This is a genomic window from Microbulbifer harenosus, from assembly GCF_005771435.1.
GTDB classification, from domain to species: domain Bacteria; phylum Pseudomonadota; class Gammaproteobacteria; order Pseudomonadales; family Cellvibrionaceae; genus Microbulbifer; species Microbulbifer harenosus.
Genome location: NZ_VANI01000002.1, coordinates 1 through 25,620, shown reverse-complemented (window position 1 = coordinate 25,620; position 25,620 = coordinate 1). Strand labels below are relative to the sequence as shown.

Sequence of the window (25,620 nt, the reverse complement as noted above, 5' to 3'; positions counted from 1 at the left end):
TAATTGACCAATTCAGGGGCTTTATGGACAAGCAACTCTTCAGTGAACACATGGCCACCCTGCGCAAGCGCTACGATGAGACCCTCGACCAGTGCGGCTTCGAGACCCTCAACGTCTTCAGCGGTGCACCCTCGGTACAGTTTCTGGACGACAACTACTACCCTTTCCGGGTAAATCCCCAGTTCAAGGCCCTGGTTCCGGTGACCGACAACCCCAATTGTTGGGTGATCTATCGCCGCGGGCAGAAGCCCAAGCTGCTGTTCTACCGCCCGGTGGATTTCTGGCACTATGTGCCGCCTGCGCCCCAGACGTTCTGGAGTGACGAATATGACATCGAGCTATTGGCAAAGCCGGATGAAGCTAAGGTGTTCCTTACCGGTGAAAACGCCGCGTTCATCGGCGAGACCACCAAGCTCGAAGGCTGGGAGATCGGCGAACGCAATCCCCAGCACCTGATCGACCGCCTGCACTGGGCGCGCGCCTACAAGACCCCCTACGAAATGGAATGCCTGCGGGAAGCCAACCGCATCGCGGTGCGCGCGCACAAAGCCGCGGAAGACGCCTTCCGCGCGGGTGCCAGTGAGTTCGAGATCAACCTCGCGTATATGAAGGCCGCCGGCCAGGGCGAGGGGCGTATGCCCTACGGCAATATCGTCGCGCTGAACGAACACGGTGCAATCCTACACTACACCCATCTCGGCACCCAGCCGCTCCCCGAAAGTGAGCGCCGCAGTTTCCTCATCGACGCCGGTGCCGACTGCAATGGCTACGCCGCCGACATCACCCGCAGTTACGCTTACCGCGATGGAGAATTCGCAGACCTGGTAAGCGCAATGCACGAAAAGGAACAGGAGCTGGTCGCGGGCCTGAACCCGGGTGCGTCTTACGTGGACCTGCACCGGGCCTGCCACCACAAGGTCGGCCAACTGCTGCAGCAGTTCGGTGTGATCAAAACCTCCCCGGAAAGCGCCGTGGAATCCGGCCTCACCGGCACTTTCATGCCCCACGGCCTCGGCCACTTTCTCGGCCTGCAGGTGCATGACGTGGGTGGCCACCAGACCGCGCCGGAAGGCGGCAAAACACCGCCCCCCAGCGAATACCCCTTCCTGCGCACCACGCGCACCATTGAGGAGAATCAGGTCTTCACCATTGAGCCCGGTCTCTACTTTATCGACAGCCTGCTGGCGGATCTGAAAGAGTCCCGGCTCGCGGATGAGGTGAACTGGGACAAGGTGGAAAAACTGCGTCCGTTCGGCGGCGTGCGAATCGAGGATAACGTGATTGTGCACGCGGACCGCGTGGAGAATATGACGCGGGATTGTTATTGAACCAATACCGCGGAGCGGTTCGTTGGAGATCCACACTTGTAGGAGCCTGCCTGCAGGCGAACGGTCCGGAGCGCTGAGTCGTTCGCCTGCAAGGCAGGCTCCTACAAGGTCGTGCGGGTACCGCACGGTAAATACTTCTCCCATTTGTAGGAGCCTGCCTGCAGGCGAATTGGCCGGAGCGGTGAATCGTTCGCCTGCAAGCAGGCTCCTACAAGGGCGTGCGGGTACCGCACGGTAAATACTTCTCCCATTTGTAGGAGCCTGCCTGCAGGCGAATTGGCCGGAGCGGTGAATCGTTCGCCTGCAAGGCAGGCTCCTACAGGGTCGTGCGGGTACCGCACAGTAAATACTTCTCCCTTTTGTAGGAGCCTGCCTGCAGGCGAATTGGCCGGAGCGCTGAGTCGTTCGCCTGCAAGGCAGGCTCCTACAGGTCGTGCGGGTACCGCACGATAAATACTTCTCCCATTTGTAGGAGCCTGCCTGCAGGCGAATTGGCCGGGGCGCTGAATCGTTCGCCTGCAAGCAGGCTCCTACAAGATCAGGCGATCTCCGCGCGCACGGTGCGGGTAGCCTCCACCATATTCAGCAGTGCCGAACCCACCTCCGCCCAATTGCGGGTTTTGAGTCCGCAGTCCGGGTTCACCCAGAGCTTCTCCACCGGAATCACTTCCAGCAACTGGTATAAACGGTTCACCAATTCCGCACGCTCCGGCACATTGGGCGAGTGGATGTCGTAAATACCCGGGCCGATTTCATTCGGGTAGCCGCCGCCTTCACCGGCAAATGCCTGCAGTAGGCGAAGGTCGGAACGGGCCGATTCGATGGTGATAACATCCGCGTCCAGCGCCACAATCGCATCCATAATTGCGTTGAAATTGGAATAGCACATGTGGGTGTGAATCTGCGTTTCCGGTTGGACCCTGCTGCAAGTGTAGCGGAAACACCCCACGGCCCAGTCGAAATAGTCCTTGTGCCCCGACTCGCGCAGTGGCACACCTTCGCGCAGTGCGGGTTCGTCGATCTGGATAATGCCGATCCCCGCCGCCTCCAGATCCTGCACTTCCTGACGCAGCGCCTTGGCGATCTGCAGGCAACTCACTGCACGGGGGACATCCTCGCGCGGGAAGGACCAGTTGAGAATGGTCACAGGACCGGTCAGCATGCCTTTTACCGGTTTTTTGCTGAGACTCTGCGCGTACTCGCTCCAGCGCACGGTCATTGCGCTCGGCCGTGAAATATCGCCGGCAATAATCGGCGGCTTTACGCAGCGGGAACCGTAACTCTGTACCCACCCGTTGCCGGTGTGGATAAAGCCATCCAGTTGTTCGCCGAAATACTCCACCATGTCGTTGCGCTCGGCCTCCCCGTGCACTAGAACATCGAGCCCGAGAATTTCCTGACGGCGGATAACTTCGGCAATTTCCGCGCGTAAATGTGCGTCGTAATCGCTTTGGCTGATCTCCTGATTACGAAACTGCCGGCGCACCTCACGCAATGCGTCGGTCTGCGGAAAGGAACCAATGGTCGTCGTCGGCAGCAGCGGCAGTTGCCAGCGGGCGCTCTGCACCGCGGCGCGCTCGGGGTAAGTCTGCGCGCGCCAGGTACTGACCAGCTCCTCGCGCACGTCGGCTTCGCTGCGGCTCTCCGTTTTGGCGATTGCCGCTAGTGCCGGTGCGCCGGGTTTCAGTGCCCGCTGAAGTAATTGCAGCTCGTCGAGTTTCTGACGGCTGTAGGCAAGCTTCTGCTTGTCTGCGTTCGCAAGCGCGGCTTCCGTTTCCAGGTCAACCGGCGTATGCAGCAGTGAACAGCTGGCGGAAAGCCAAAGGCGCTCACCGAGATGCTTCGCCACCGGCAGCAGTTCCGCCTGCCAGTGCGCAAGATCTGTTCGCCACACGTTGCGACCGTTGATCACCCCCACCGACAGCACCTGGTCCTTTCTGAGCACGGCTGCCGCCGGCATAATTTCTTCCGGGGCGCGCACCGCGTCGATATGAACCCCGTCTACCGGCAATGCGAACGCGGTCTCTAGATTTTCCCGCAGCGGTGAGAAATAGGTGGTGAGCAGCAGTTTGCTGCCGCTGGCTTCGGCGAGGATTTCATAGGTCGGCGCGAACGCTTCGCGCCAGTTTTCTTGTAAATCCAGCCCGAGGATCGGCTCGTCGATCTGCACCCACTGCGCCGCGGCGTTGGCCAATTGCTTCAGCAATTCCACGTAGCACGGCAGTAGGCGCGGCAGCAGGTCCAGCGCATTCTCCACACCGCGGCCGAGCCACAGGTAGGTCAAAGGACCAATAATGACCGGCTTTACGCTGTGGCCCAGGCTCTGGGCTTCCTTCACTTCCGCCAGCAGCCATTCCGCATCGAGCTCGAATTGCTGGTCGGCGGTGAACTCCGGCACCAGATAGTGGTAGTTGGTATCGAACCATTTGGTCATCGCACTGGCGGCTACCGGCTCACCGGAGGGCGCGCGGCCGCGGGCGAGACGGAAATACTGGTCCAATTGGTTGTCCGCGGCGCCGGCCGTGAAACGCTCAGGAACCACGCCAAACATCAGCGAGTGATTGAGCACCTGGTCGTACCAGGCAAAATCGCCGACGGTAGTGAAAGCCAGCCCGGCGGCCTGCTGCGCCTGCCAGTTTTGCGCGCGCACCTGAGCGCCCACCGCCAGCAATGCCCGCTGGTCGATTTCACCTTTCCAATAGGCTTCCTGAGCGCGCTTTAGTTCGCGTCGGGCACCGATGCGCGGATAGCCGAGGATGTGTGTTTGAGCCATGTTCAGTCCTTCCAGTGACTTGGTGATTGCCGCGATAACGTCATCCCGGCCCCGGATCGAGTCCGGAGTGACGTGTGATCCGGGATCCAGAGGTAACGGAGTTCAAAGCTCCGAATCTCTGGATACCGGTATTCGCCGGTATGACGATGGGGCCGGTATGACACAGGGTTGCTTATGTTCGGGGTTGATTCTGCGGGCAGCCTGATGTTCAATCAATTTCATATTTTTTTACTTAAACATGAATATTTTTAAACATGATTGAGCTGCGACACCTGAAGGCCCTCACCACATTGCGGGAAACCGGCAGTATGGTGCGTGCCGCGGAGCGCCTGTGCCTGACGCAATCCGCCCTCTCCCACCTGTTCCGGGAAATGGAAGACCGCCACGAGCAGCCACTGTTCGTGCGCAAATCCCGCCCTCTGCGTTTTACCAGCGCGGGGTTGCGCCTATTGCAACTGGCGGACGATGTACTTCCCCGGGTGGCAGTGGCACAGCGGGACCTGGCGCGGCTCGCTTCCGGACAGGCGGGGCGGCTGAATATCGCCATCGAATGCCACAGCTGCTACCAGTGGCTGATGCCCACCCTCGACGCCTACCGCGACGACTGGCCCGAAGTGGAGCTGGATCTCTCAAGCGGCTTCCATTTCGCGCCGCTGCCGGCGCTGGTACGCGGCGACCTGGATCTCGTGGTCACCAGCAACCCGGACCAGTCTCTGAAAGGCATTCACTATGAACCGCTGTTCAGTTTTGAAATGTGCCTCGCGGTCAATCGCAAGCATCCGCTGGCAGACAGGAAATGGGTGGAGCCGCAGGATCTGGCAGGCGAAGTGCAAATCACTTATCCGGTGGAGCGAGAGCGGCTGGATATCTTCCAGCACTTTCTCGACCCCGCCGGCATAGAGCCCGCCGCAGTGCGCACCGCGGAGCTGACGGTGATGATGGTGCAATTGGTGGTGAGCGGTCGCGGCGTATGTGCACTGCCGAACTGGGCGCTGCACGAGTATTTGCAGAAAGGTTTTGTCAGCCAGTTGCGGTTGGGTAAAAGCGGCCTTTGGAGCACGCTATATGCCGCGGTGCGGGAGGAAATGTTGGAACAGGCATTTTTGCGGGACTTTTTTGTCACCGCAAAAGACACCTGTTTCGCGAATTTGAATGGAATTCGTTCGGCGTGATTGCTGGTTGCGGGGATCTGGATTCCGGCATTCGCCGGAATGACGAGGCTGAGGGCTGGATTCCGGCATTCGCCGGAATGACGGGGCGGGGGCTGGATTCCGGCATTCGCCGGAATGACGAGGCTGAGGGCTGGATTCCGGCATTCGCCGGAATGACGGAGTGGGGATCTGGATTCCCGGATCCGCTGTCATGACGGGGCGGGAGCTGCCCCGGCATGACGAGAAAAAGTCTAAGGTTCGGCCCAGCGCCGCAGCAGATTGTGATAGACCCCGGTCTGCGCCACGATGGCTTCGTGATCACCCAGCTCCTGCCGCAGACGGTTGATAGACATATCCAGATCAAACAACAGGGTACGCTGGCCGTCATCGCGTACCAGGCTCTGTATCCAGAAAAATGAACAAATACGGCTGCCACGGGTAACCGGTGTCACCCGATGCAGGCTGGTGGACGGATACAACACCATGGATCCCGCCGGCAGTTTCACCGAGTGGGCACCGTAGGTATCGTCGATTAGCAGTTCGCCGCCATCGTATTCATCCGGTTCCGAAAGAAACAGCGTGCAGGACAGATCCGTGCGGATCTGCCCTCCCGTAGGCAAGCGCCGGATAGCGTTGTCCACATGGTTGTGGAAATGCTCCCCGCCCTCATAGCGGTTGAACAGCGGCGGGAATACCCGCTGCGGCAGAGCCGCCGACATGAACAGCGCACTCGCGGGCAGCGCCCGCAGAATCACGTCACCCAGCTCCCGCGCCAGCGGAGAATTTTCAGGCAATTGCCGGTTTTTCTTCGCCTGCGCGGATTGGTGCCCGGCGGTTACCCGGCCATCCACCCACTCCGCCTGCAACAGTGCCGCCTTAATCTCGGCGGCCTGCTGCGGGCTGAGGATTTCGGGGATTTCCAACAGCACGTTTATTTACCTGTAAATCAGATCAGTAATTGAAGTTCAGCGACAGCAGCGCGGTGCGGCCGAGCCCCGGGATGAAGTGACCACCGCCCACAAAGTCGATGTACTCTTCGTTGGTCAGGTTCTGCAGGTTCAACTGCGCGCTGATGTTGTTGCTGAAAGCGTAAACGCCGGAGGCCTCAAAAATCCAGTAATCGGGAGCCACGCGAGTATTGGTTGTGCTGTTGTAGCGATCATCGACAAATTGCGTACCGAGCCCCAGCTGCAAGCGCTCAGAGGCCTGATAGTTGGCCCAGAGATTGAAGGTATGCTGCGGAGAGTTGGACAGCTCGTTACCCAGTTCGTCTGCGTTCTTACTTTCAAGCACTTCGGAATCCAGATACACGTACCCGGTGTTGACACTCAGGCTGTCCGTGATTGCTCCGGAAATACCCAGCTCGAGCCCCTGCACCCTCTGCTCGCCATCCAGTACCAGCACATCGTTGGGATCATCCGGATCCTGGGTGCGGGCATTGGTCTTGTCGGTGCGGAACAGCGCAGCACTTGCAAGCACCCGGCCATCCACCAACTCCCATTTGGTACCAAGCTCCAGGCTGCGGTTTTCCTCCGGCTCCAGCTTCGTCAACCCCGGGTTGCGGCTGCTTTCGGTCAGGCTCAAGCCCTCAGCCGAAGGGTTGAAGGAAGTACCGTAACCGAAGTAGATACTGCCCTGAGACACAGGTTTGAAGACCACACCGGCGCGATAGCTCAACATGGTATCGGTGCGCTCCACCAGCGGATCGCCGTCCGGGGTGTACTCCAGTTCAAAATGGTCATACCGCAGGCCGCCATTGATCTGCCAGTACTCGTTGATCTGTATGGAGTCCGACAGATAGGCCGCCAGCGTGGTGGACTCACCAAGACTATAGGTGCCGGTGCTCACGTAATTTTCCAGGTACGGATCATTGGGATTCGGGTTGAACAGATCCGTCGCCGGTGAGTCCTCTCCGGTCAGTTCCCGCGTGTAACGCTTTTCACTCTCCAGGCTCACTTCCGCACCGGCAATAATACGGTGCTCCCAGCTACTGCCCGGGTTAATCGTGAGCGAGTAGTCCGTCATGTTGCTGAAAATGGTGTTTTCCTGATCCCGGTATTTTTCGTCGCTGCGGCGAATATCGGTGCTGTCGTTACTGACAAAACGCGGCGCGGTCACCATATTGTCGCGGCCAGTTACCCCCCAGCGAGTCGTGTTATTCAGGCTCGCGTTGTCGCCCAGGCGCTGGGTCACCTGCGCGGTACCGATGGTAGTGTCTACTTTTTCGTAGTCGCGGGATTTGAGACCGTACCAGTTGTCAAAATCCACCGGCGGTGCCTCATCCGCGTAGTCCGCCAGCGGCACGTTGCTGGCCGGCACCCAGGGAATACCGTAATCCGGCGTATTGTCTTGAGACAGGTGGAACAGGCTCAGGTTGACCTCGGTATCGGTATCTATGCCGAACGCCAGAGACGGCGCCACACCCCAGCGGGAATTGCTTACGCCGTCGCGGCCGGCAACATCCTGCTCGTGGGTCATGATATTGATACGCGCGGCGGCGTTGTCGACCCCGTCCAGTGTGCGATTCACATCCAGCGTCGCGCGGCCATAACTGTCGGTACCGGCAAACAGGCTGCCGTTGCTGCTGTCGGTCAGGTTCGCCGTCTTGCTTACCAAATTGACGGAGCCGCCGGTGGAGCCGCGACCGGAGTAGTCGGAAGACGGCCCCTTCACCACTTCCACCTGTTCCAGGTTGAAAGGATCGCGGGTGTAGCCGCCAAAATCGCGCACGTTGTCCACGAAGATATCGGTACGCGCGCTGTAGCCGCGGATGGAGAACTGGTCTCCGGGAGGTGCACCGCCTTCACCGGCCTGCATGCTGATACCAGAAACGTTGCGCAGCACATCGCGCAGGGTGGTGGCAGCGCGCTGCTGTATCACCTCTTCGGAAATCACATTGATGGTCTGCGCCGTGTCCAGCAACGGACGGGCGAACTTGACGGAACTGGGCTGGCGCTCCTCAAGGCGATCGGTGACCTCCACAATTTCCGGCGCGCGCGTATCCGCGCTAACGGGCTCCTCGGCGTGGGCGGCGCTCATCAGGCCGCCGGCCACGGCGGCCGCCAGGGAAAGTCCGGAGAAACGGAAATGGCCTGCGAGTGGTTTCTTCCGGAACGGGTCCATCGTCGTGAGAGTGGCGAGTTTATCCGTTGTACTCGTCAGCTTGGTCATGCAGTCACCCCAAAATGTCAGCTCTTAATAGAAGTTATGTAATCGTCCGATTAGCAGGACAATGCGAAGCATTATCATTTAGATCCTTCTTTTAAGCAACTTGTCAGTTGTGACATCGGCGTGAAATTCTGCACTGCAACGGCAGCGGGAGAAGTGAAAAGTCGTTAAGCTTGGGCTCAAAAAAACGGAAGGGAATTTTCCATGAGCAAAACTACCAATGGCTGGAACCCGATTCAAAAGGGCCTGCACTGGCTGATCGCACTGTTTATCCTGTTCGCCTGGGGCTCGGTGGAACTGCATGAGTTCTACGCAAAAGACGACCCCATGCGCCACTGGTGGATGGTGTTGCACTTTTCACTCGGCTTTTCGGTACTGTTGCTGGTGATGCTGCGCTTTTACTGGCGCGCCACCCATGGTCGCCCGACACTGTATGGCAGCAAACTGCAGAGGCCGCTGTCCCTGCTGGTGCAGAGTCTGATGTATGTGATCATGCTGGGAATGCCCTTAACCGGGCTGCTGATGCGGCAATTCGCGGGGCGCGAAATCACCCTGTTCTGGCTGTTCGACCTGCCACCCTTCGTGACCAAGAATATCGATCTGGCGAAACAGCTGGGTTTCATGCACAAAGAGCTTTTGTGGAATGCGCTGCTGGTATTACTGGTGCTGCATATCGGGGGCGCGCTGTGGCACCACCTGATTATCAAAGACAATACGCTGCGGCAGATGTTGCCGTTTGGGAAAGTGAAATAAGCGTTTGAAAATTTGTTCGCCTGCAAGCAGGCTCCTACGGTGGGATACGCTGTAGGGGCCTGCTTGCAGGCGAACAGTCCAAAGCGCGGGATTGTTCGCCTGCAAGGCAGGCTCCTACAGGGGCATCAATCCCGCGCGGGTTTCGGCTTGCGCTTCTTGAACGCAGGCGCGGTCTTGCCACCGGATTTCACCCGCGCTTCATCAAAGCGGGCGATGTTCATTGGCCGGCCATTTACCCGCACTTTTTTCAGGTGCTGGAAAATTTCCTGCGGCATGCCTTCCGGCAGGTCAACGGTGGTGTAATCGGGATAAATCTCAATGCGCCCGATATAGGAACTGTCGAGATCCACTTCGTTGGCAATAGCGCCGACAATACTACCCGGGCGCACGCCGTGTTCGCGCCCCACTTCAATGCGGTAGCGCTCTTTACCCTCGTCGGGCGCCGGAATCCGCTTGCTGTCTTTGTCGAACCCGCCCCGCTTGTCAAACTTGTTGCGTTTGCGGTCTTCGAAATCGCCATCGCGATCCCGTCGGTCATTGAATTCCTGACGCTTCGGCTCGCGCTCGTCCAGCAGCAGCGGCTGGTCGCCCTGTGCCATGGCCGCCAGTGCCGCGGCGACATCCAACGGATCGATATCGTTTTCTTCCAGATACTTTTCCACCAGGTCGCGGAACGGCGCCAGGTCGCGGCGGCCAGCCATGGTGTAGGTGATCTTCTGGCGGAATTTTTCCATGCGCGAAGCATTTACCGCGGCCGCGGTGGGCAGGTCCAGGCGCTCGATCGGCTTCTTGGTGGCGCGCTCGATGGTGCGCAGCATGCGCTGCTCGCGCGGTGCCACAAACAGGATCGCATCGCCTTCGCGCCCGGCGCGGCCGGTACGGCCGATACGGTGGATATAGGCTTCCGTATCGTAGGGAATGTCGTAGTTGATTACGTGGCTGATGCGCTTCACATCCAGACCACGCGCAGCCACATCGGTGGCCACCACGATGTCGAGCTTGCCCGCCTTCAGCTTTTCAATTACCTGTTCGCGCATGCCCTGGGCCATGTCCCCGTTCAGGGCGGCGCTGGCAAAGCCGCGCGCGGCGAGCTTGTCGGCCACTTCCACGGTAGCGTTTTTGGTGCGCACGAAGATGATGGTGGCATCCACCGGCTCGGCTTCGAGAATGCGGGTCAGCGCGTCCATCTTGTGCAGGCCGCCTACCGGCCAGTAACGCTGGCGGATAGTCTCGGCGGTTTCGGTCTTGACCTTGATCTTCACTTCCACCGGATTGCGCAGGTGCTCACGGGCAATCGACGCGACCTCTCGCGGCATAGTGGCGGAGAACAGCGCAATTTGGCGCTCTTCCGGAATCTGCTCCAGTACCCACTTCACATCGTCGATAAAGCCCATGCGCAGCATTTCGTCGGCTTCATCCAGTACCAGCATTTTCAGCGAGGACAGGTCCAGGGTGCCCTTGCGCATGTGGTCCATCACCCGGCCCGGGGTACCCACAATCAGCTGCACACCGCGCTTCAGTTGCTGGATCTGGCCGCGGTAGTCCGCGCCGCCATAAATAGGCGCAACGTGGAAACCCTTGAGGTTGGCCGCGTAAGATTGGCAGGCCTCGGCCACCTGGATGGCCAGTTCGCGGGTTGGCGCCAGCACCAGCGCTTGTGGGCGCTTGTCGCGGAGATCGAGCCCTGCCAGCAGTGGCAGCGCGAACGCGGCGGTCTTGCCGGTACCAGTCTGGGCTTGGCCCAGTACATCGCGGCCTTGCAGCAGCGACGGGATAGTCTGTGCCTGGATCGGGCTCGGGGTTTCGTAGCCGAGTTTGGTTACAGCTTGGAGAATTTCGGTCGGCAGGCCCAACTGGTCAAAACCAGTGGCTTCGGAGTAATCGGTCATTTTGAGTTCACTTGAATAAATAAGGCCGGGCCGGAGCGATAGTTCCAACAGGGACCGGATAGGCCCCACTGGGATAACCATAGCTCACAGCGGAGAATTGCTGGGCAAGGCGAAGAAGCCCATTAATAGCACCGGCTATTTCAAGCTTTTTCAACTCTGAGACAGGAGCCTGTGGCAAGGAGGTCTGTTACCCAAGATGGCTCGTGCTCCCGATAGCGCCGCTGTATGGGCCGGGGCAAGAGGCTGCGCAGTCTACCAGTTTGGCGCGAGAGTGCCAGCTTAATTTTTGAGCTGCAGAAGCCTGCCTGCGGACGAATGGGTGTGGAGTGTATTGTTCGCCTGCAAGCAGGCTCCTACAGAGGGGGGGCCATGTAGGAGCCTGCCTTGCAGGCGAATTGGTTGTGGAGTGGGGGCCGTTCGCCTGCAGGCAGGCTCCTACAGGGAGCGGTGGTGTTCTGTGTAGGAGCCTGCCTTGCAGGCGAATGGTTGTGGAGTGCGGGCCGTTCGCCTGCAGGCAGGCTCCTACAGGGAGTGGCGGTGCTCTATGTAGGAGCCTGCCTTGCAGGCGAATGGTTGTGGAGTGCGGGTCATTCGCCTGCAGGCAGGCTCCTACATGGGAGTGTGCTGATCGGTGAATGCGGGGTCAGGCTGCCAGCGGTTCGCTCTCGCCGGCCGCTGCATCTTCCCCGGGCGCAGCCTGAGATTCGAGTACCGGCATCATGCGCGCAAAAACCTGCTCCACGGTGAAATCCATGCGCCTGAAGAAACTGCCATCCAGCTGGGTGAGCTCGTACAGATAGGTGCGGAAAGCGCGGAACAGCTCGATATCCACCGGCTGTGGATGCTGCCAGAAATCCGCCAGCTCCCCCTGATGGGTCAGGCCGGCGATGTCGTAAAGCGCCCGCCCCAGAGTAATCGTGGGAACGCCGTGCAACAGCGCAGAAATGCCCACAGTGCTGTTGACGGTCACCAGCCCCTTGGCGTGATCCAGCAACGTCGGCAGATGCAGATCGTGGCAGTACACCACCCGCTCCCCCACACCGTGTTCGCGGGCCTTGCGCCGGATCAGCTTGCCGTAGTGGCAGAAACCCCGGTCCATGGGGTGGTGTTTGATCACCAGGACGTCTGTTTCCGCGGCGTGGCCGGCAAAAGAGGCAATCACTTCACCAATCGATGCCTGCAGAGAATCCACATCAGAGTGCTCGCGAATCTGGAAATCGTCCGCGGTCTGCAATGGATATAGGAAGTACTTGCCACTGTGATTGCGCAACAGCGCCTCGGTAAACCGGCGCTCGCTGATGCGATACAAACCTTTGCGGTAAAAACTCCGCAGCCAGCACCCCGCTTCCTGCCACCAGGTTCTGGGGCGGTGGTGACGGTAATTGGGAAAGCGGTAGCTAAGGATTCGCGCGGCCACGTAATAACAGATAGCAAACCACGCCCGCTGCCAGAAGGTCATGCCCACTTTAAGCGGCGATTTGCGCCCGTGAGGCCGGTATTGTTCGATCGCATCGCGCGTCCAGTCCACGCCGGAAAACGCGTTGACGCCACCCTGCTCCAGGGTGACGAAATCCGGCCGCAGGTAACCCTCTTCGAACGCCCAGAACACAATGCCCAGCTGCTTGCATACCGCGCGGGCCTCGCGGTGGTAATAGCGGCAATCACCATACACCACGACCGCACGAATATGGTTCCGCCGCAGGTAGCCGTAGAGGTACTCCGGCCAGCCCGCAGGGCCGCCGGTATAATCCACACAGTGGTCCGCCCAACCGTAGTAGCGGTCGCCACCATTGAAGTTGATTTTGTGAGTCTCTACCCCCTGGGCAGAGAAATGGCGCGCGCAGCGGGCAAAAAAAGGCCCGAGCGGCCCCTGTAAAAACAAGACCCCTGACATGAACCCCCACACGCCCCACGGCATTATTTTTATTGCCGACCACGGGACATAACCACTGTGCGGAAAAGCCGCACAACCAAGGAAATTTCAACAGCCGCAAGCGACCACTAACTAACTTACCGAACAAGAAGCCGGATAAAAAACAGTCAAAACTCCGAAAAGCGGATGACAACACAAATTTGACGCAAAACTATACTTATATGGCGCGGAAATGTCTTGTACACAGTTCGCCATTTCCCGCTATCGGGAAAATTTTCCACCGAAATTTCGCTGTTCTCCGCTCGCCAGTCTCGCGCCGTCCAACCTGCGCAACACTTTTCCCCAACCCCATTCAAATAACCGTGCCGTGGATTCTGGCCAAAATGTAAACAGCGGATTGAAGGGGTTGTCTCTCGCCTGCATCCACACCGTCATGCGATGGGATTGTTGTTTCGCCTCGCCGCGGCAGTGGAAGCCGTGCACATTAGCCACCACCAGGGTGTTTGCCGGCACACGGAAGATCTTCGGCACAAACCCCATGGCTGCGAGCTCGCAGTCGCTCACCCGGAAGGAGCCGTCCCAGTAACGTCCCGACTGACGCTTATCGCCGTGTTTGCACGCTTCCAGACTCTGGCGGTACTCCCACTTCAGGCGACGCCAGCTCAACCGGTGAGACTTGGGCACATAAATGAATGGGCCGTTGCCATCGTCCACATCGTCGAGGTACAGCCATCCCTTAACACAGGGGTGGAAAGTATCCGCATGCATATCCCGCTGGGGATCGGGGCGCGGCGCAACGTTGGCATGGTTGCACAGGTTTTCCACGTAATACAGAGGTCGACGATTCTTTGACGAGCAGTAACGCGTCAACCTGTCCAGGTGCGGATTCTCGATCAGCGCTTTCATGGCCGGCATACGGGCACGCTCATCCGCAGTAATGAACACGCGCTGGGTCAGGGTGGTGCCCTCCACGAACTCCCGCACATCCCCCTGATAGGACTGCAATTCCTGAGCCAGTTTTTCGAAGTCGGCCCGAGGAAGGAAGTTGTGCTTGAGCACGAACCCCTGCTCGCGGAACTGCCGGCGGTCTTCCGCCGGCACCAGCGGCGACAGCAGCAGCAACCGAAAGCGGAACAGCCCGTGGGCGATCACCACCCGCGCCACATGAAGCCCGCAACGGTTCAGCCAGTAGCTGCCGATGATGGGGTTGTTCCTGAAGCTCTTGCCCCAGGAGAAGAGTTCCAGCAGCCACTTGGGCAACAGGTAGATTTTCTTGAAAAATCGGGTGTTCACGTATTTGTCGGCTGTGATTTGTGTTTTTTTAAAGCTCCGTTAGACGGGACTTGGTTTGGTATTCGTTGCTGCGGAGCTCTGTTCTCTGGATCCCGGATCGAGTCCGGGATGACGAGGTCCGCAGCTGGATCCCGGATCAAGTCCGGGATGACGGGGTCCGCAGCTGGATCCCGGGTCGAGTCCGGGATGACGGGGTCCGCAGCTGGATCCTGGGTCGAGTGCGGGATGACGGGTCCTCAGCTGGATCCTGGGTCGAGCCCGGGATGACGGGGTCCGTAGCTGGATCAAGTCCGGGATGACGAGAATCCGGGCGAGGGACCATTATTTCCGAAAAAATTGATTGCGCACCGCGCGATAGAAGCGCCGACGCAGCCCGCCACCCGCGGGCTTGTCGCGCTGCAACTGCAGTATTTGTACCGCCGTCTCAACATCGACGATATCGCCACTTTGTGGATCCACATAGGTGGGATAAAGGATCAGTGTTGCCGCCACCAGCTCATCCACCGCCAGCGACCGGCCGCGGGTCTTGAGACAGCGGCGCACGGCAGCCAGTTCGTGCAGCGCATCCGGCGCGCCTTTTTCCCCTGGCTCACCGCGGTCAAGCAAACGGTCTTCGGTCAGCCCCCAGCCAGCGTAAAACGGCAGGCCGTAGGTCACCACCCGCACACCGCGCAGCAGCGCTTCAAACCCGCTCAGTGAGCTGAGAGTGTGCACTTCATCCACCTGCGCCAACAATTCCGGCATCGGCACATCGGTGACCAGCTGATCAAACAAATCCCCGGCGTCCTCAGCCAGCGCCCCCACGCGCCCACCGGCGAGCACATCCGGATGCGGCTTGTAGATGATGTGGGCATCGGGGTTGGCGCGGCGCACCTCCGCCAGCAACTGGCGATTGGTCTTGAGCCACGGCGATCCGAAGGCGATGGACGCATCGCTCTCCACTTGCCCAGGCACCAGGATATTCAGGTGCGCGGCAGATAGTACCGGCGGCGCACCGGAGTTCGCCGTCCCTACGTTGTACTTGCTCAGTTGCCCCGCCACCAGCCGCTCCCGCAGGCGTCCGGCGCGCGCGCGCAGCGCCGGGCTGAACTCGGTATTGCGCAAAATCGTTTCAAGGTCCGAGGGCCGCGATGCATCGTAGTAAATTCCCTGCCGATCCAGCACCAGAGACAGCGGGCGTACCAAGTCCGAACCCAGCCCTACCGAGCGCAAAAAACCGTCCTCAATCCGCCAAAGCTCCAGATCGCGCCTGTCACAGGCTGATGCCACACTTGCCGGCAAGCTGCTGGCCCACACCGCCACCCGCGCACCCGGCTGCGCGCGGGAAACACCCGCCGGTGTTTTGTCGGCGAACCGCAATCGCGCCGGGCGCGCGAGAAAATCCGGCACGAATCCGCGCTTCCAGGGAGAAAAACCCAGCGCGAGCCAAGGGCCGCGCAGGCGCTGTGCCTGGCGCTTCTGCTCCGCAATCAGGTCAATGGTGTCTTCCAGCGAGCAGCGCTCACCGGTATAGGGATTGATATAGCGGCAATAGCGCAGATAAGCCGCCGCAAACAGCTGCACAAGCGAACGGGGTTGTCCGCGGCGCGAACAAGTCTGTGCATCTTGCGTCAGCCCCCATCCCGCATAGAACGGCATGCCAAAACAGTGCACGGCCTTGCCTGCCAGCAGCGCGTCAAACCCCATCTGGCTGGTCACCACGTAGACCTTCTCTACGGCATCCAGCAACGCCCAGGGATTGATATCCTCGGACCACAAGCGGCAGCGCCTGTTTTTTGCGGCAACCAGCAGGTAGCCGCGCTTTTTGCCGGCAATCACATCCGGATGCACCTTGACGACCACCTCGGCGTCCGGGTTCTCTGCAATCGCCGCGTCCAGCATGCGCGTAAAATCCGTGGCATCGGCACCGCCAAGGGAGACAGACGCATCACCAAAGGTCTGATCCACCACCAGCACCCGCGGGCGCGCATCCTCCCAGGTTATGTTTCTGTCTGGAGCGGCGTTGTATTTCGACAGGCGGTGCTGGCGCAACAGATCCATTGCCGCGCGAGCGCGATCAAGCGTCGCGTCATCAAAGTCCGCCTGCGCGATTAGCGTTTCGAGATCGCTCGGCGCGCTGGCGTCGTAGTAGATTCCGGCGTGGTCCACCACCAGGCTGTGCAACGGTGCGCCGTTCACCCCGAGACCAAACGAGCGCAGGAATCCATCTTCCAGGCTCACATAGGGCAGCCCGGTTTGCGCCGCCAGCCTGCGCGCCCGCGCCGCGGTGGGCTTGTGCCCCCAACCGGCGATATGCGTGGTGCCCTTGCGCGGGCGCAGCGCAAAAAATTCGCAGCGCGCCTCCGTGAGCGCATCGAGAAAGGCAATGCGGCGCAGGCCGCGGGAACAAAATCCAATTACAGACACAACCGCGCCTCGCTCAACAATGCCTGACGCCATTGTGTATCGGCCGCGAGCCGCAGGATTCCCTCGACCCAGGCATCTTCCGCCATCGGCAGCAACAAACCATTTTGTTCATGGCGAACCACACTCCCGTATACCGGCCCCGCCGCATAAACCCCCACCGCGCCGGCGAGAGTGATATCCAGAAATTTGGTGTGAGCGCGGGCCCGGTTGAACGGCGAATCCAGCAGCGGCGCCAATCCGATACAGCGGCCGGGCCGGCGCAACAGCGCCTGATAGGCGCCCCACTTCATCGGGTGCAACACATGCACCCGCGGCAATCCCCGGAACAAGCGATTGACGGAAGCATTGCCGATCACCTCAAACACCAGGCGCGCATCCGCCGCGAGCACCCGCTCGACCACCGGCCGCAGCCATTTAAGATCCGCACCGTGCGAAGCCGAGCCGTGATAGAACAGCGTGATCATCTCCTCCGTCGATTGCCCGGCATCCTCTCGCTTCAGCAGAGGCAGCAGTGCCACCGGTACCTGCGGCGCCAATAGTTGCGGCTGCCAGTCGTTATAGCGCTGCTGAAGATACGGGGTGGATACCAGCAGCTGCGCATTCACCGCGCGCAGCCAGTGCCGGTGCCGCCGGCTCAGGCGCAGCAACTTCCACTGATAGCGTAGGGGCATGCGCGCAAAAGACGACCAGCGCAGCAGATCGTCGTCCATAAAAAAATGCACCCCGGCCAGCGCATCGCGGCAGGCGCTGATCAAGCGCCGCCAGGCGGCCGGGATATAGCGCACGAACAACACATGGGCGCCGCGCAGCCGCTCCCGCGGCGGCAGATCCGCAAAACCAACCCGCTCAACTTCCAGCCCCTGCGCGTTCAGAAACGGCAGCACAAAGTAGTCAGAGGAGGGGTTCGCGTTTTCCTCCACCACAATCCAGTGTCCTCCTGATGAGGACATGGCCGAAGCGGTCAATGCGTTTTCAGTGGCAATCAATTAGGAATATCTTCTGGTCGGGGATTGGCGGGCGCCATTATGCCAAATCCGGGATCACCACGCTCCCCGCCAGCCCCTCCCGCTCGATCTTTGCCTTCAGTGCGGCCTTGGCCCGGTCATCCCCATGCACCACCCGCACAAGCTGCGGGCGCTTCTTCATCTTGCGGATAAAACCCAATAGATCATCCTGATCCCCGTGGGCGGAGTAACCGCTGATGGTCTCCACTCCCGCAGCGATGTGGTAGCGCTGGCCGTCGAGATCCACATAGCCATTGTCCGGCCCATAGGTCTGAATATCCCGCCCCGGTGTGCCCTGTGCCTGATAGCCCACAAACAGAATATTGTGGCGCTTGTCTTCGAGCATCGCCTTCAGATAATTCACGATCCGGCCACCACTGCACATGCCGCTGGCGGCAATCACAATGGCCGGGCGCCGGCTGTTGGCGAGTTCCGCCACCAACTTGTCATGCGCTCCGTGATCGTCCACCGTAATCAGCTGCTCAAAACTCAGCGGGTGGCGACCGCGGCTTAGCAGACGCCTGGCTTCCGCGTCCCAATAGGTCCGCAGGCGGCGGTAGACGTCTGTAAAGCGGCTCGCCAGCGGCGAGTCCACAATCACCGGCAGGTCCCGCCATGGATTGGGCACATGTTTGCGGCTGGCCTGGCTGTGGATTATGCCTTCCAGCTCGTACAGGAGTTCCTGGGTGCGGCCGATACTGAACGCCGGGATCAGCACACTGCCACCATCCGCCAGCGCGCGCTCAATCGCCCCCTGCAGAATGCGCACTCGCTGCTCGCGGTTCTGATGCAGGCGGTCACCGTAGGTACTCTCGATTACCAGCTCGTCACAACCCCAAGGCGCTTTAGGTGCATACAGCAGTGGTGTATTCGACGCGCCCAAATCGCCAGAGAAAATAATGCGGCGCTTGCCAACCTCCCCGGAAACCTGTGGACATCGCACCTCACACTCAACATAAGCAGACCCGAGAATATGGCCCGCGCGCTGCAGGCGGATATCGAGCCTGCAGCCCTCCTCCGCGATCACCGGCTGCCAGCCGTTATAGGGCAGAGGCCGCAACTGCTTTTTGATATAACCGATGAACTTTTCAATCAGCGCCGCATCCCGGCTGATACCGATTTTCACCGCATCTTCCAGCACCAGCGGCAACAGCTCGGCAGAGGGCTCGGAACAGTAAATGGGGCCGCGGAAACCAGCGGCAATCAGATAGGGAATTCGCCCCACATGATCGATGTGCACATGGGTCACCACCAGCGCGCGCACCGAGCGGATATCAAATTCAATTTCCAGACTGCTGCCACCGCGCCCACCGGGGGACGTCTCCGCGCCCTGAAACAGGCCGCAGTCGATCAGGATGGAGTTGTGTTGGTCCGCAAACAATTCATGGCAGGAGCCGGTGACGCCTGAGACCGCACCGTGATGGGCGACATGGCCCGGTGAAATTTCCATAGCCCCAGCTGGCTGGACATAGTCGGCAGCCGGGATAAGAGGAGGAGTTCCCGTTTCAATCATGATCAATTCCTTTTGATCCATTAAGAGCGCAATTGGGCACAGCAGCGTACCAGACTCACCCGCAGCCTTCCTAGCGATCTCAGGCCACGTAATTTGTACGCAAGTGCCTGATGATCCTGCAAGAAACGTGCAACATCGTGCCGGATTTAATTGAAACATGACAACCGCCCCGGTAGCATTCCAAACACACTCATCGGAATGAACAGGGCCCATGGATGGCCCCCGAAGCCCATGCTGAAACGACTCTTCGCCTCCCGCAAGCACCCCTATATTCCCGGCCTCAACCGCCCCGAAAAGATCGAGATCGATCTATCCGGCAGTAAGCTCACCATGCTGATGCCACCGCATTCCAACTACCAGGGATTTGCCGGCAAGGAGCCACCGGCGCAGGCGAATATTTACAATGACGGGCAGTATGTCGATGACAGTTCGCTACCCGAATGGCAGCGCGAAGGGGTATCCCATCTCACCCTGCTCAAACGCCGGTGGGAGCTATACGGCCCGCTCTGGCGCGAACGGCCGCTCGGCAATATCCGGTTTGGCATCAACATCCTGCGTTACGATACCCTGCCGGAGGGCATGAGCGCGTTCAATCCTCGGCACTTTGAGCAGATGGCCATGCGCAGCCTCTGGTTTACCGGGCCGGCACAACCCTACACGGGAAGATCCCGCGCGCCGATCAACTGGGATATGAACACCAGAGAGCCCGGCGCACCGTGGCTTTACTATGAATATCAGCGCGACTATTCCCACGATCCCGAGCCGCCGCCGGAATTTATGCACACCTACCGGGGGGGCTGCCTCCGTACCCCCTTGGACGATCACTATTACCTGAATATGGGATACGGCTATCTCGGCTACGCGCCGGTGGATATCTGCCTGGAACATATGAATGCGTTGACCCGAAAGGTGCTCGACTCCGTACACCTGGAGCTGGGATCCACGGCCAAAGAACGATTGGCGGAAGCAAAGCGCAAATGGCCTGACGCCCGGGCCACCCGGCACCGCGAACCGGAACCCTGGGTTTACCCTGAATGGCGTGACGGTGACGAAGATAAGGGCGAGGATCATGTCGTGATCCTCAAGCCCGGCAGCCCCCCACCGGCTTTGATCCCCTGATCATTTATTCTTTTTTTCCCATTTCCAAGACAAGGAACTGTCATGCAAGGCGAAACAAAAACATGGAAGCTGATTATCGGTCGCGGCCAGCATAACGTCAGTCGCAGCGTATATATCCTGCATACCCAAGAAAAAAACTGGCAACAGATTTTGCGCAATCAACACAACAGTTACTATTTGGCCAGTATTGCCAGAGCCGTTTACGCTCTCGGTGGCATTGCTGTAGGGCGCAAGCTCCGGCGGGAAAAGCTGATCTTTGATGGTGCCGCCATCCATTACGAGTTGGACACTGACGGCGACGTGCTGATCATGGGCCTTGAAGTCAACAGCAGCTACAACCCCAAACGCGGCCAACAAACCACCGGACTCTATCAGGTAGATTGTTCAGCAGCTCGGGATCGCGATTTCGAGTGGTCCACACGAGACAAAGCAAAAACCAAGATGACCCTATCCCACCGCTGGAACAAATCCCACTATGCCGCCGTAAGCGGCAAGTTTGAGAGCAAGGAAGATGCCGGCAGTATGCTGATCAATCACATCAGCAATGCCTACAAAGCCGGAATAAAAGAACACGACATCAACCGACAGGGCAATCACTACTCTCTCTACTGGCAAAACGGCAACCACAAAAGCGACAAGCAGCGGGATCACCTGGTTTCCCTGATACAGCAAGCCGTCGCCAGCGGCGCCCGGGTAAACTGGCTGGTGCACGGCGAAGGCGCTACCACCTTTGTGCGCGCCATGCACGCGCTGGAAAAGCGTCTTTCTCCCGCACCCGTCGCACCCGCGCGGGAAAAGGAATTGCGTGAAAACCTCAAGCTGCAAACCGTCTACTTCTCCAATCCTCGCGGCAAGGAAACCGGCAAAAACACGCTGGAAGCACTGAGCAAAAAAGTGGGCTTCGACTACCTTGGCACCAACATCAATCCCGGCGATGTATTCCACAATCCCGATGCCCGCAGTGCGGCGTTCGGCAAAGGCGGCGCGGTCATCGGCGCTATCACCCTGAGCGGTGCTGCCGGCACCCTCGGTGCCGACGATATCCTTAAGAGTTTCACTCAGGCGGTGAATGCCGAAACCCTGGGCTGGAGTGCTGCGACACTGGTTGCCGGCTACTTCGTCGTGCGCGACAAAATCAAAACCAACAGCGGCTATGCGCGCAACCTGCCGGGATTCATCAGCAGCACCTTCGGGGATGGAAACCAGCGCTGGGTAGGGTGATACCCAGGTTATCTGCCCCTTTAGTGCTACCGGATGTAATGCGGCTGCATTGCCACATAGTGATTACATATGGCTACAACCTGAAGCCGGCGGAATCAGCGCACATGCAGATGACAGGGGAGGGTTCCGTTATTTCGTCAAATTGTTTCAATAAGCGAAAAAAAGGAACATACTTCCAGCATGCCCTCCGACACCCATAATCAACGCGTCCTTGATCTGGCTCGCCAGAAAGGGCTACTCCGCACCAGCGACCTGGACGCCATTGATGCGCCTCGGGTCGTTCTGACGCGCCTGACCGCGGCTGGTCTGTTGGACAAGGTCGGGCGCGGCCTCTACCGCCTCCCCAACTATCCGGGGTCAGAACACGAAGGGCTTGTGACCATCGCCACGAAGGTACCGCAAGCCGTATTTTGCCTGCTGAGCTCACTGCAATTCCACGAACTGACTACCCAGCTGCCACGCCAGATCTGGATCGCCATGCCCCGCGGCAGCCACGTGCCGCGCATCGACTACCCACCAATCAAGATGGTTCAGATGAGCGGTGAGGTTTACAACGCAGGCATTGAGGAGCACCTACGTGATGGCGTGAAGCTGCGAGTCTATGGTGTAGCAAAGACAGTCGTGGACTGCTTCAAGCACCGCAACAAAATCGGTCTGGACGTCGCGCTGGAGGCATTGAAGGACGCACGCGCCCAACGCAAGGCAACGGCAGACGACCTGTGGCGCTACGCGAAGATCTGCCGCGTAACCAACGTGATGCGCCCCTATCTGGAGGCCATTGAGTGAAAAATTTTTCGGGAGAAAACTTTCGCGCCAAACCCAAAGGGGCGAGACGCAAGGATGCACCAAACAGTAACGTTGCCGCCTCCGTGCGAGCCCGTCTGCTCAACGTAGCCAAGGCGCAGGGTGTGGACTTCAACCAGATACTGGTACGCTACGCACTGGAACGCATTCTCTACCGCCTGAGCCAATCCAAGCACGCGGATCACTTTCTGCTCAAGGGCGCGCTGCTGTTCACGCTCTGGTACGACATGCCACACCGGGCCACGCGTGACGCCGACCTACTCGGCTTCGGCGCAAGCGATTTGGAATCCGTAGCCCAAACCTTCCGCGACATCGCCAGCGTCTCCGTGGCCGACGGCATCATGTTCGACCCGACCTCGGTCGCCGCCGAGGAAATCCGCAAGGACGCCGGATACACCGGGGCGCGCGTCCTCATCAGTAGCGAGCTTGCCAACGCACGTTGCAAGACACAGATCGACATCGGTTTCGGTGATGCCGTGACACCCGGTCCCATTGATGCGACCTACCCGGTGCTGCTGGCCGACCAGCCTGCGCCTCGCTTGCGCGCCTATCCCGTTTACACCGTAATCGCGGAAAAGCTCCACGCCATTGCGGTATTGGGTATGACAAACAGTCGGATGAAAGATTACTTCGATCTGTCGGTGTTGCTGGAACGCGAAACTCTGAACACCCCCCTATTGGCCCAAGCGCTCAAAGCCACCTTCGAACGGCGCGGCATGGCGCTGCCCGAGGAGTTACCGATTGGCCTGAAGAATGAGTTTGCACACGATCCCTCGCGGCAGGCCCTGTGGCACGCCTTCATAAAGAAAAATGAACTAACTCTTGAACCCTTACCCACTGTCGTGGATCGGCTGCGGGCCACCTTGGGAGCAGCGTTAAACCAAATGTAAGCGCCGTTAAATCGTAATCGTTCATTCTACAGAGGCATTGCCCCAGCCATGGATATCTGATTGCAGCGGGTTGCTGGTGAACTTTTCCTTCTGTATTCAGGGCGTCAATTTCTAAACCCGTTTTCCATGCAGTCAGAATGATTCTTTCAGCCCAATGGCGACACCATGGTGGCTAATGTGGCCCAGAGGAAAATCTGGTACCGCGATATCCAGAAAGCCGCCGCAGAGTGACACACAGGGCCAGCCTCCTACCATTTAACTTGTACGAAAGTGCCTGCATTTCTTGCAGAAAATGCGCAATATCGTGCCGTGTTCCGTTGAATCCATGTAGCCTCCCCGGTAGCATTCAGAACACACCTACAGGAATGAACAGGGCCCATGGACGGCCCCGGAAACCCATGCTGAAACGACTATTCGCCTCCCACAAGTACCCCTATATTCCCGGCATTAACCGCCCAGAAAAGGTGGAGATAGATTTATCTGGCAGCACGTTGACCATGCTGATGCCGCCACATTCCAATTACCAGGGATTTGCCGGTAAGGAGCCACCGGAGCGGGTGAATATTTACGATGACAAGCAATATAGCGATGACAGTCTCCTTCCAGATTGGCAGCGCGAGGGAAAATCACATCTCAACCTGTTCAGTCGCAGGTGGGAACTTTACGGCCCCCCCTGGCGCACTCGCCCGTATGGCAACATCCAGTTTGGCGCCAGCATCTCGCGCTACGACGCCTTGCCGGAAGGGATGAGCAGTTTCAATCCTAATCACTTTGAGCAGATGGCCATTCGAACCCTCTGGTTCACCGGGCCGGCACATCCCGACTTAGGCAGATTCTGCTCCCCGATCAACTGGGATTTGCGAAATAGAGAATCCGGCTCACCCTGGCTCTATTATGAATATCAGCCCGACTATTCTAACGATCCGGAACCGCCACCGGAATTTATGCATACCTATAGGGGCGGCTGCCTACGCACCCCGCTGGATGATCGCTATTACCTGAATATGGGGTACAGCTACCTCGGCTACGCACCCGTCGAAACCTGCCTGAAGCACATGAATGCACTGACCAGTAAAGTGCTCCGTTCGGTACGCCTAGAACTGGGATCTACGGCAAAACAACGACTGGCGGAAGCAAAGCGCAAATGGCCAGACGCCCGCGCCACCAAGCACCGCGAGCCGGAGCCCTGGATCTATCCGGAATGGCGTCGTGGAGATGATCGTAAAGGCGAAGACAACGTTGTAATCCTCAAGCCCGGCAGCCCCCCGCCGGTTTTGACTCCCTGAGCATTTATTTTTCCCCTACTTTCAAGACAAGGAGCTGTCATGCAAGGCGAAAGCAATACCTGGAAACTGATAAGCGGTAGCAGCGACCGCATAGGTCGCAACATATACATCCTGCATACCCAGCAAAGTGCCTGGCAACAGATCGTACGCGGTCATCAGGACAACTACTACTTAACCAGCGTTGTCAGAGCTATACACGCTCTCAGAAGTTCCGCCGTTGGCCGCATGTTCCGGAGTGAAAAAATTATCTTCGATGGCGCCGCTATTCACTACCAGCTGGACGGCGATGGCGATGTGCTGATCATGGGACTCGAAGTCAACAGTGACTACAAACCGAAAGGCGGCCGACAAGCCACCGGGCTCTATCAGGTTCAGTGCGAAGAAGTCCAAGGTCGTCCTCACAAATGGACCACGGCCCAAGATTATGAATCGAGAATGCCCCTGTCCCACCGCTGGAACAATTCCCACTATGCCGCCGTAAGCGGCAAGTTTGAGAGCAAGGAAGATGCCGGCAGTATGCTGATCAATCACATCAGCAAAGCCTACCGAGCCGGAGTAAAAGAACATGACATTAACCGACAGGGCAATCACTACTCCCTCTACTGGCAAAACGGCAACCACAAAAGCGATAAACAGCGGGACCACCTGGTTTCCCTGATACAGCAAGCCGTCGCCAGCGGCGCCCGAGTAAACTGGCTAGTGCACGGTGAAGGAGCAACCACCTTTGTGCGCGCCATGCAAGCGCTAGAAAACCGTCTTTCTCCCGCACCCGTCGCACCCGCGCGGGAAAAGGAATTACGTGAAAACCTGAAACTGCAAACCGTCTACTTCTCCAATCCCCGCGGCAAAGAAACCGGCAAAAACACACTGGAAGCACTGAGCAAAAAAGTGGGCTTCGACTACCTTGGCACCAACATCAATCCCGGCGATGTATTCCACAATCCCGATGCCCGCAGCGCGACGTTCGGCAAAGGCGGCGCGGTCATCGGCGCTATTACCCTTAGCGGTGCTGCAGGCACCTTAGGCGCCGACGATATCCTGAAGAGTTTCACTCAGGCGGTGAATGCCGAAACCCTGGGCTGGAGTGCTGCGACACTGGTTGCCGGCTACTTCGTCGTGCGCGACAAAATCAAAACCAACAGCGGCTAC

General features: G+C 59.0%; 18 protein-coding genes. 9 read left to right on the top strand and 9 right to left on the bottom strand.

Annotation, left to right across the window (positions count from 1 at the left end):
• Window positions 1-23: 23 nt before the first annotated feature.
• The gene (pepQ, locus tag FDY93_RS01275) at window positions 24-1,328 is read left to right on the top strand and encodes a Xaa-Pro dipeptidase (protein ID WP_138233943.1); all 1,305 of its coding nucleotides are present in this window, start codon (window positions 24-26) and stop codon (window positions 1,326-1,328) included.
• Window positions 1,329-1,866: 538 nt separating this feature from the next.
• Here pepQ and metE read toward each other — a convergent pair.
• The gene (metE, locus tag FDY93_RS01270) at window positions 1,867-4,101 is read right to left on the bottom strand and encodes a 5-methyltetrahydropteroyltriglutamate--homocysteine S-methyltransferase (RefSeq protein WP_138233942.1); all 2,235 of its coding nucleotides are present in this window, start codon (window positions 4,099-4,101) and stop codon (window positions 1,867-1,869) included.
• Between the two features lie 254 nt (window positions 4,102-4,355).
• On the opposite strand from metE, the gene FDY93_RS01265 reads away from it, so the two are divergent.
• Window positions 4,356-5,273, top strand: a complete 918-nt coding sequence (locus FDY93_RS01265) for a LysR family transcriptional regulator (protein ID WP_138233941.1) — start codon at window positions 4,356-4,358, stop codon at window positions 5,271-5,273.
• Between the two features lie 230 nt (window positions 5,274-5,503).
• Here FDY93_RS01265 and FDY93_RS01260 read toward each other — a convergent pair whose 3' ends face one another.
• Together FDY93_RS01260 and FDY93_RS01255 are read right to left on the bottom strand one after the other, a co-directional pair.
• Window positions 5,504-6,181: a Fe2+-dependent dioxygenase gene (locus FDY93_RS01260; RefSeq protein WP_138233940.1), complete on the bottom strand. Its 678-nt coding sequence runs from the start codon at window positions 6,179-6,181 to the stop codon at window positions 5,504-5,506.
• A 22-nt stretch (window positions 6,182-6,203) separates the two neighbouring features.
• The gene (locus tag FDY93_RS01255) at window positions 6,204-8,423 is read right to left on the bottom strand and encodes a TonB-dependent receptor (protein ID WP_138233939.1); all 2,220 of its coding nucleotides are present in this window, start codon (window positions 8,421-8,423) and stop codon (window positions 6,204-6,206) included.
• Window positions 8,424-8,624: 201 nt separating this feature from the next.
• Here FDY93_RS01255 and FDY93_RS01250 point away from each other — a divergent pair, with 201 nt between their 5' ends.
• Window positions 8,625-9,173, top strand: coding sequence for a cytochrome b (locus tag FDY93_RS01250; RefSeq protein WP_138233938.1), 549 nt, complete (start codon window positions 8,625-8,627; stop codon window positions 9,171-9,173).
• A gap of 125 nt (window positions 9,174-9,298) precedes the next feature.
• On the opposite strand, the gene FDY93_RS01245 is transcribed toward FDY93_RS01250, so the two are convergent.
• From FDY93_RS01245 to FDY93_RS01220, 6 genes are all read right to left on the bottom strand, one after another.
• Window positions 9,299-11,062 (bottom strand): DEAD/DEAH box helicase, encoded by a 1,764-nt coding sequence (locus FDY93_RS01245; protein ID WP_138233937.1) that lies wholly within the window; start codon window positions 11,060-11,062, stop codon window positions 9,299-9,301.
• A gap of 643 nt (window positions 11,063-11,705) precedes the next feature.
• Window positions 11,706-12,956, bottom strand: coding sequence for a capsule biosynthesis protein (locus tag FDY93_RS01240; RefSeq protein WP_171018856.1), 1,251 nt, complete (start codon window positions 12,954-12,956; stop codon window positions 11,706-11,708).
• A 240-nt stretch (window positions 12,957-13,196) separates the two neighbouring features.
• The gene (locus FDY93_RS01235; protein ID WP_171018855.1) at window positions 13,197-14,228 is read right to left on the bottom strand and encodes a phytanoyl-CoA dioxygenase family protein; all 1,032 of its coding nucleotides are present in this window, start codon (window positions 14,226-14,228) and stop codon (window positions 13,197-13,199) included.
• Window positions 14,229-14,549: 321 nt separating this feature from the next.
• On the bottom strand, window positions 14,550-16,634 hold the full coding sequence (locus tag FDY93_RS01230; protein ID WP_220446073.1) for a capsular polysaccharide biosynthesis protein: 2,085 nt from the start codon (window positions 16,632-16,634) through the stop codon (window positions 14,550-14,552).
• The gene (locus FDY93_RS01225) at window positions 16,625-17,620 is read right to left on the bottom strand and encodes a glycosyltransferase family protein (RefSeq protein ID WP_246068410.1); all 996 of its coding nucleotides are present in this window, start codon (window positions 17,618-17,620) and stop codon (window positions 16,625-16,627) included. The genes FDY93_RS01230 and FDY93_RS01225 overlap by 10 nt, the downstream gene beginning before the upstream one ends.
• A 37-nt stretch (window positions 17,621-17,657) precedes the next feature.
• Window positions 17,658-19,151, bottom strand: coding sequence for an MBL fold metallo-hydrolase RNA specificity domain-containing protein (locus FDY93_RS01220; RefSeq protein WP_246068409.1), 1,494 nt, complete (start codon window positions 19,149-19,151; stop codon window positions 17,658-17,660).
• A gap of 231 nt (window positions 19,152-19,382) precedes the next feature.
• On the opposite strand from FDY93_RS01220, the gene FDY93_RS01215 reads away from it, so the two are divergent.
• The 6 genes from FDY93_RS01215 to FDY93_RS01190 all read left to right on the top strand — a co-directional run.
• The gene (locus FDY93_RS01215) at window positions 19,383-20,270 is read left to right on the top strand and encodes a hypothetical protein (RefSeq protein ID WP_138233931.1); all 888 of its coding nucleotides are present in this window, start codon (window positions 19,383-19,385) and stop codon (window positions 20,268-20,270) included.
• 42 nt (window positions 20,271-20,312) lie between these two features.
• Window positions 20,313-21,491 carry a hypothetical protein gene (locus tag FDY93_RS01210; protein WP_138233930.1) on the top strand — a complete coding sequence of 393 codons (1,179 nt, stop codon included), beginning with the start codon at window positions 20,313-20,315 and terminating at the stop codon, window positions 21,489-21,491.
• 180 nt (window positions 21,492-21,671) lie between these two features.
• Entirely contained in the window at window positions 21,672-22,277 is a 606-nt protein-coding gene (locus tag FDY93_RS01205) for a type IV toxin-antitoxin system AbiEi family antitoxin domain-containing protein (RefSeq protein ID WP_138233929.1), read from the top strand.
• Window positions 22,274-23,185, top strand: coding sequence for a nucleotidyl transferase AbiEii/AbiGii toxin family protein (locus FDY93_RS01200; protein WP_138233928.1), 912 nt, complete (start codon window positions 22,274-22,276; stop codon window positions 23,183-23,185). Before FDY93_RS01205 ends, FDY93_RS01200 begins: the two co-directional genes overlap by 4 nt.
• 398 nt (window positions 23,186-23,583) lie before the next feature.
• Window positions 23,584-24,471 carry a hypothetical protein gene (locus FDY93_RS01195; RefSeq protein ID WP_138233927.1) on the top strand — a complete coding sequence of 296 codons (888 nt, stop codon included), beginning with the start codon at window positions 23,584-23,586 and terminating at the stop codon, window positions 24,469-24,471.
• A gap of 39 nt (window positions 24,472-24,510) precedes the next feature.
• Window positions 24,511-25,620, top strand: a 1,110-nt coding sequence (locus FDY93_RS01190) for a hypothetical protein (protein WP_138233926.1), incomplete at its 3' end; no start/stop codon positions are given.

What these genes read in the sequence shown, in the direction of transcription:
- FDY93_RS01205 (WP_138233929.1), top strand. Translation starts at nt 21,672, where the DNA reads ATGCCCTCCGACACCCATAATCAACGCGTCCTTGATCTGGCTCGCCAG.
- FDY93_RS01255 (WP_138233939.1), bottom strand. Translation starts at nt 8,423, where the DNA reads ATGACCAAGCTGACGAGTACAACGGATAAACTCGCCACTCTCACGACG.
- FDY93_RS01220 (WP_246068409.1), bottom strand. Translation starts at nt 19,151, where the DNA reads ATGATTGAAACGGGAACTCCTCCTCTTATCCCGGCTGCCGACTATGTC.
- FDY93_RS01215 (WP_138233931.1), top strand. Translation starts at nt 19,383, where the DNA reads ATGCTGAAACGACTCTTCGCCTCCCGCAAGCACCCCTATATTCCCGGC.
- FDY93_RS01265 (WP_138233941.1), top strand. Translation starts at nt 4,356, where the DNA reads ATGATTGAGCTGCGACACCTGAAGGCCCTCACCACATTGCGGGAAACC.
- FDY93_RS01210 (WP_138233930.1), top strand. Translation starts at nt 20,313, where the DNA reads ATGCAAGGCGAAACAAAAACATGGAAGCTGATTATCGGTCGCGGCCAG.
- FDY93_RS01250 (WP_138233938.1), top strand. Translation starts at nt 8,625, where the DNA reads ATGAGCAAAACTACCAATGGCTGGAACCCGATTCAAAAGGGCCTGCAC.
- FDY93_RS01245 (WP_138233937.1), bottom strand. Translation starts at nt 11,062, where the DNA reads ATGACCGATTACTCCGAAGCCACTGGTTTTGACCAGTTGGGCCTGCCG.
- pepQ (WP_138233943.1), top strand. Translation starts at nt 24, where the DNA reads ATGGACAAGCAACTCTTCAGTGAACACATGGCCACCCTGCGCAAGCGC.
- metE (WP_138233942.1), bottom strand. Translation starts at nt 4,101, where the DNA reads ATGGCTCAAACACACATCCTCGGCTATCCGCGCATCGGTGCCCGACGC.
- FDY93_RS01195 (WP_138233927.1), top strand. Translation starts at nt 23,584, where the DNA reads ATGCTGAAACGACTATTCGCCTCCCACAAGTACCCCTATATTCCCGGC.
- FDY93_RS01240 (WP_171018856.1), bottom strand. Translation starts at nt 12,956, where the DNA reads ATGTCAGGGGTCTTGTTTTTACAGGGGCCGCTCGGGCCTTTTTTTGCC.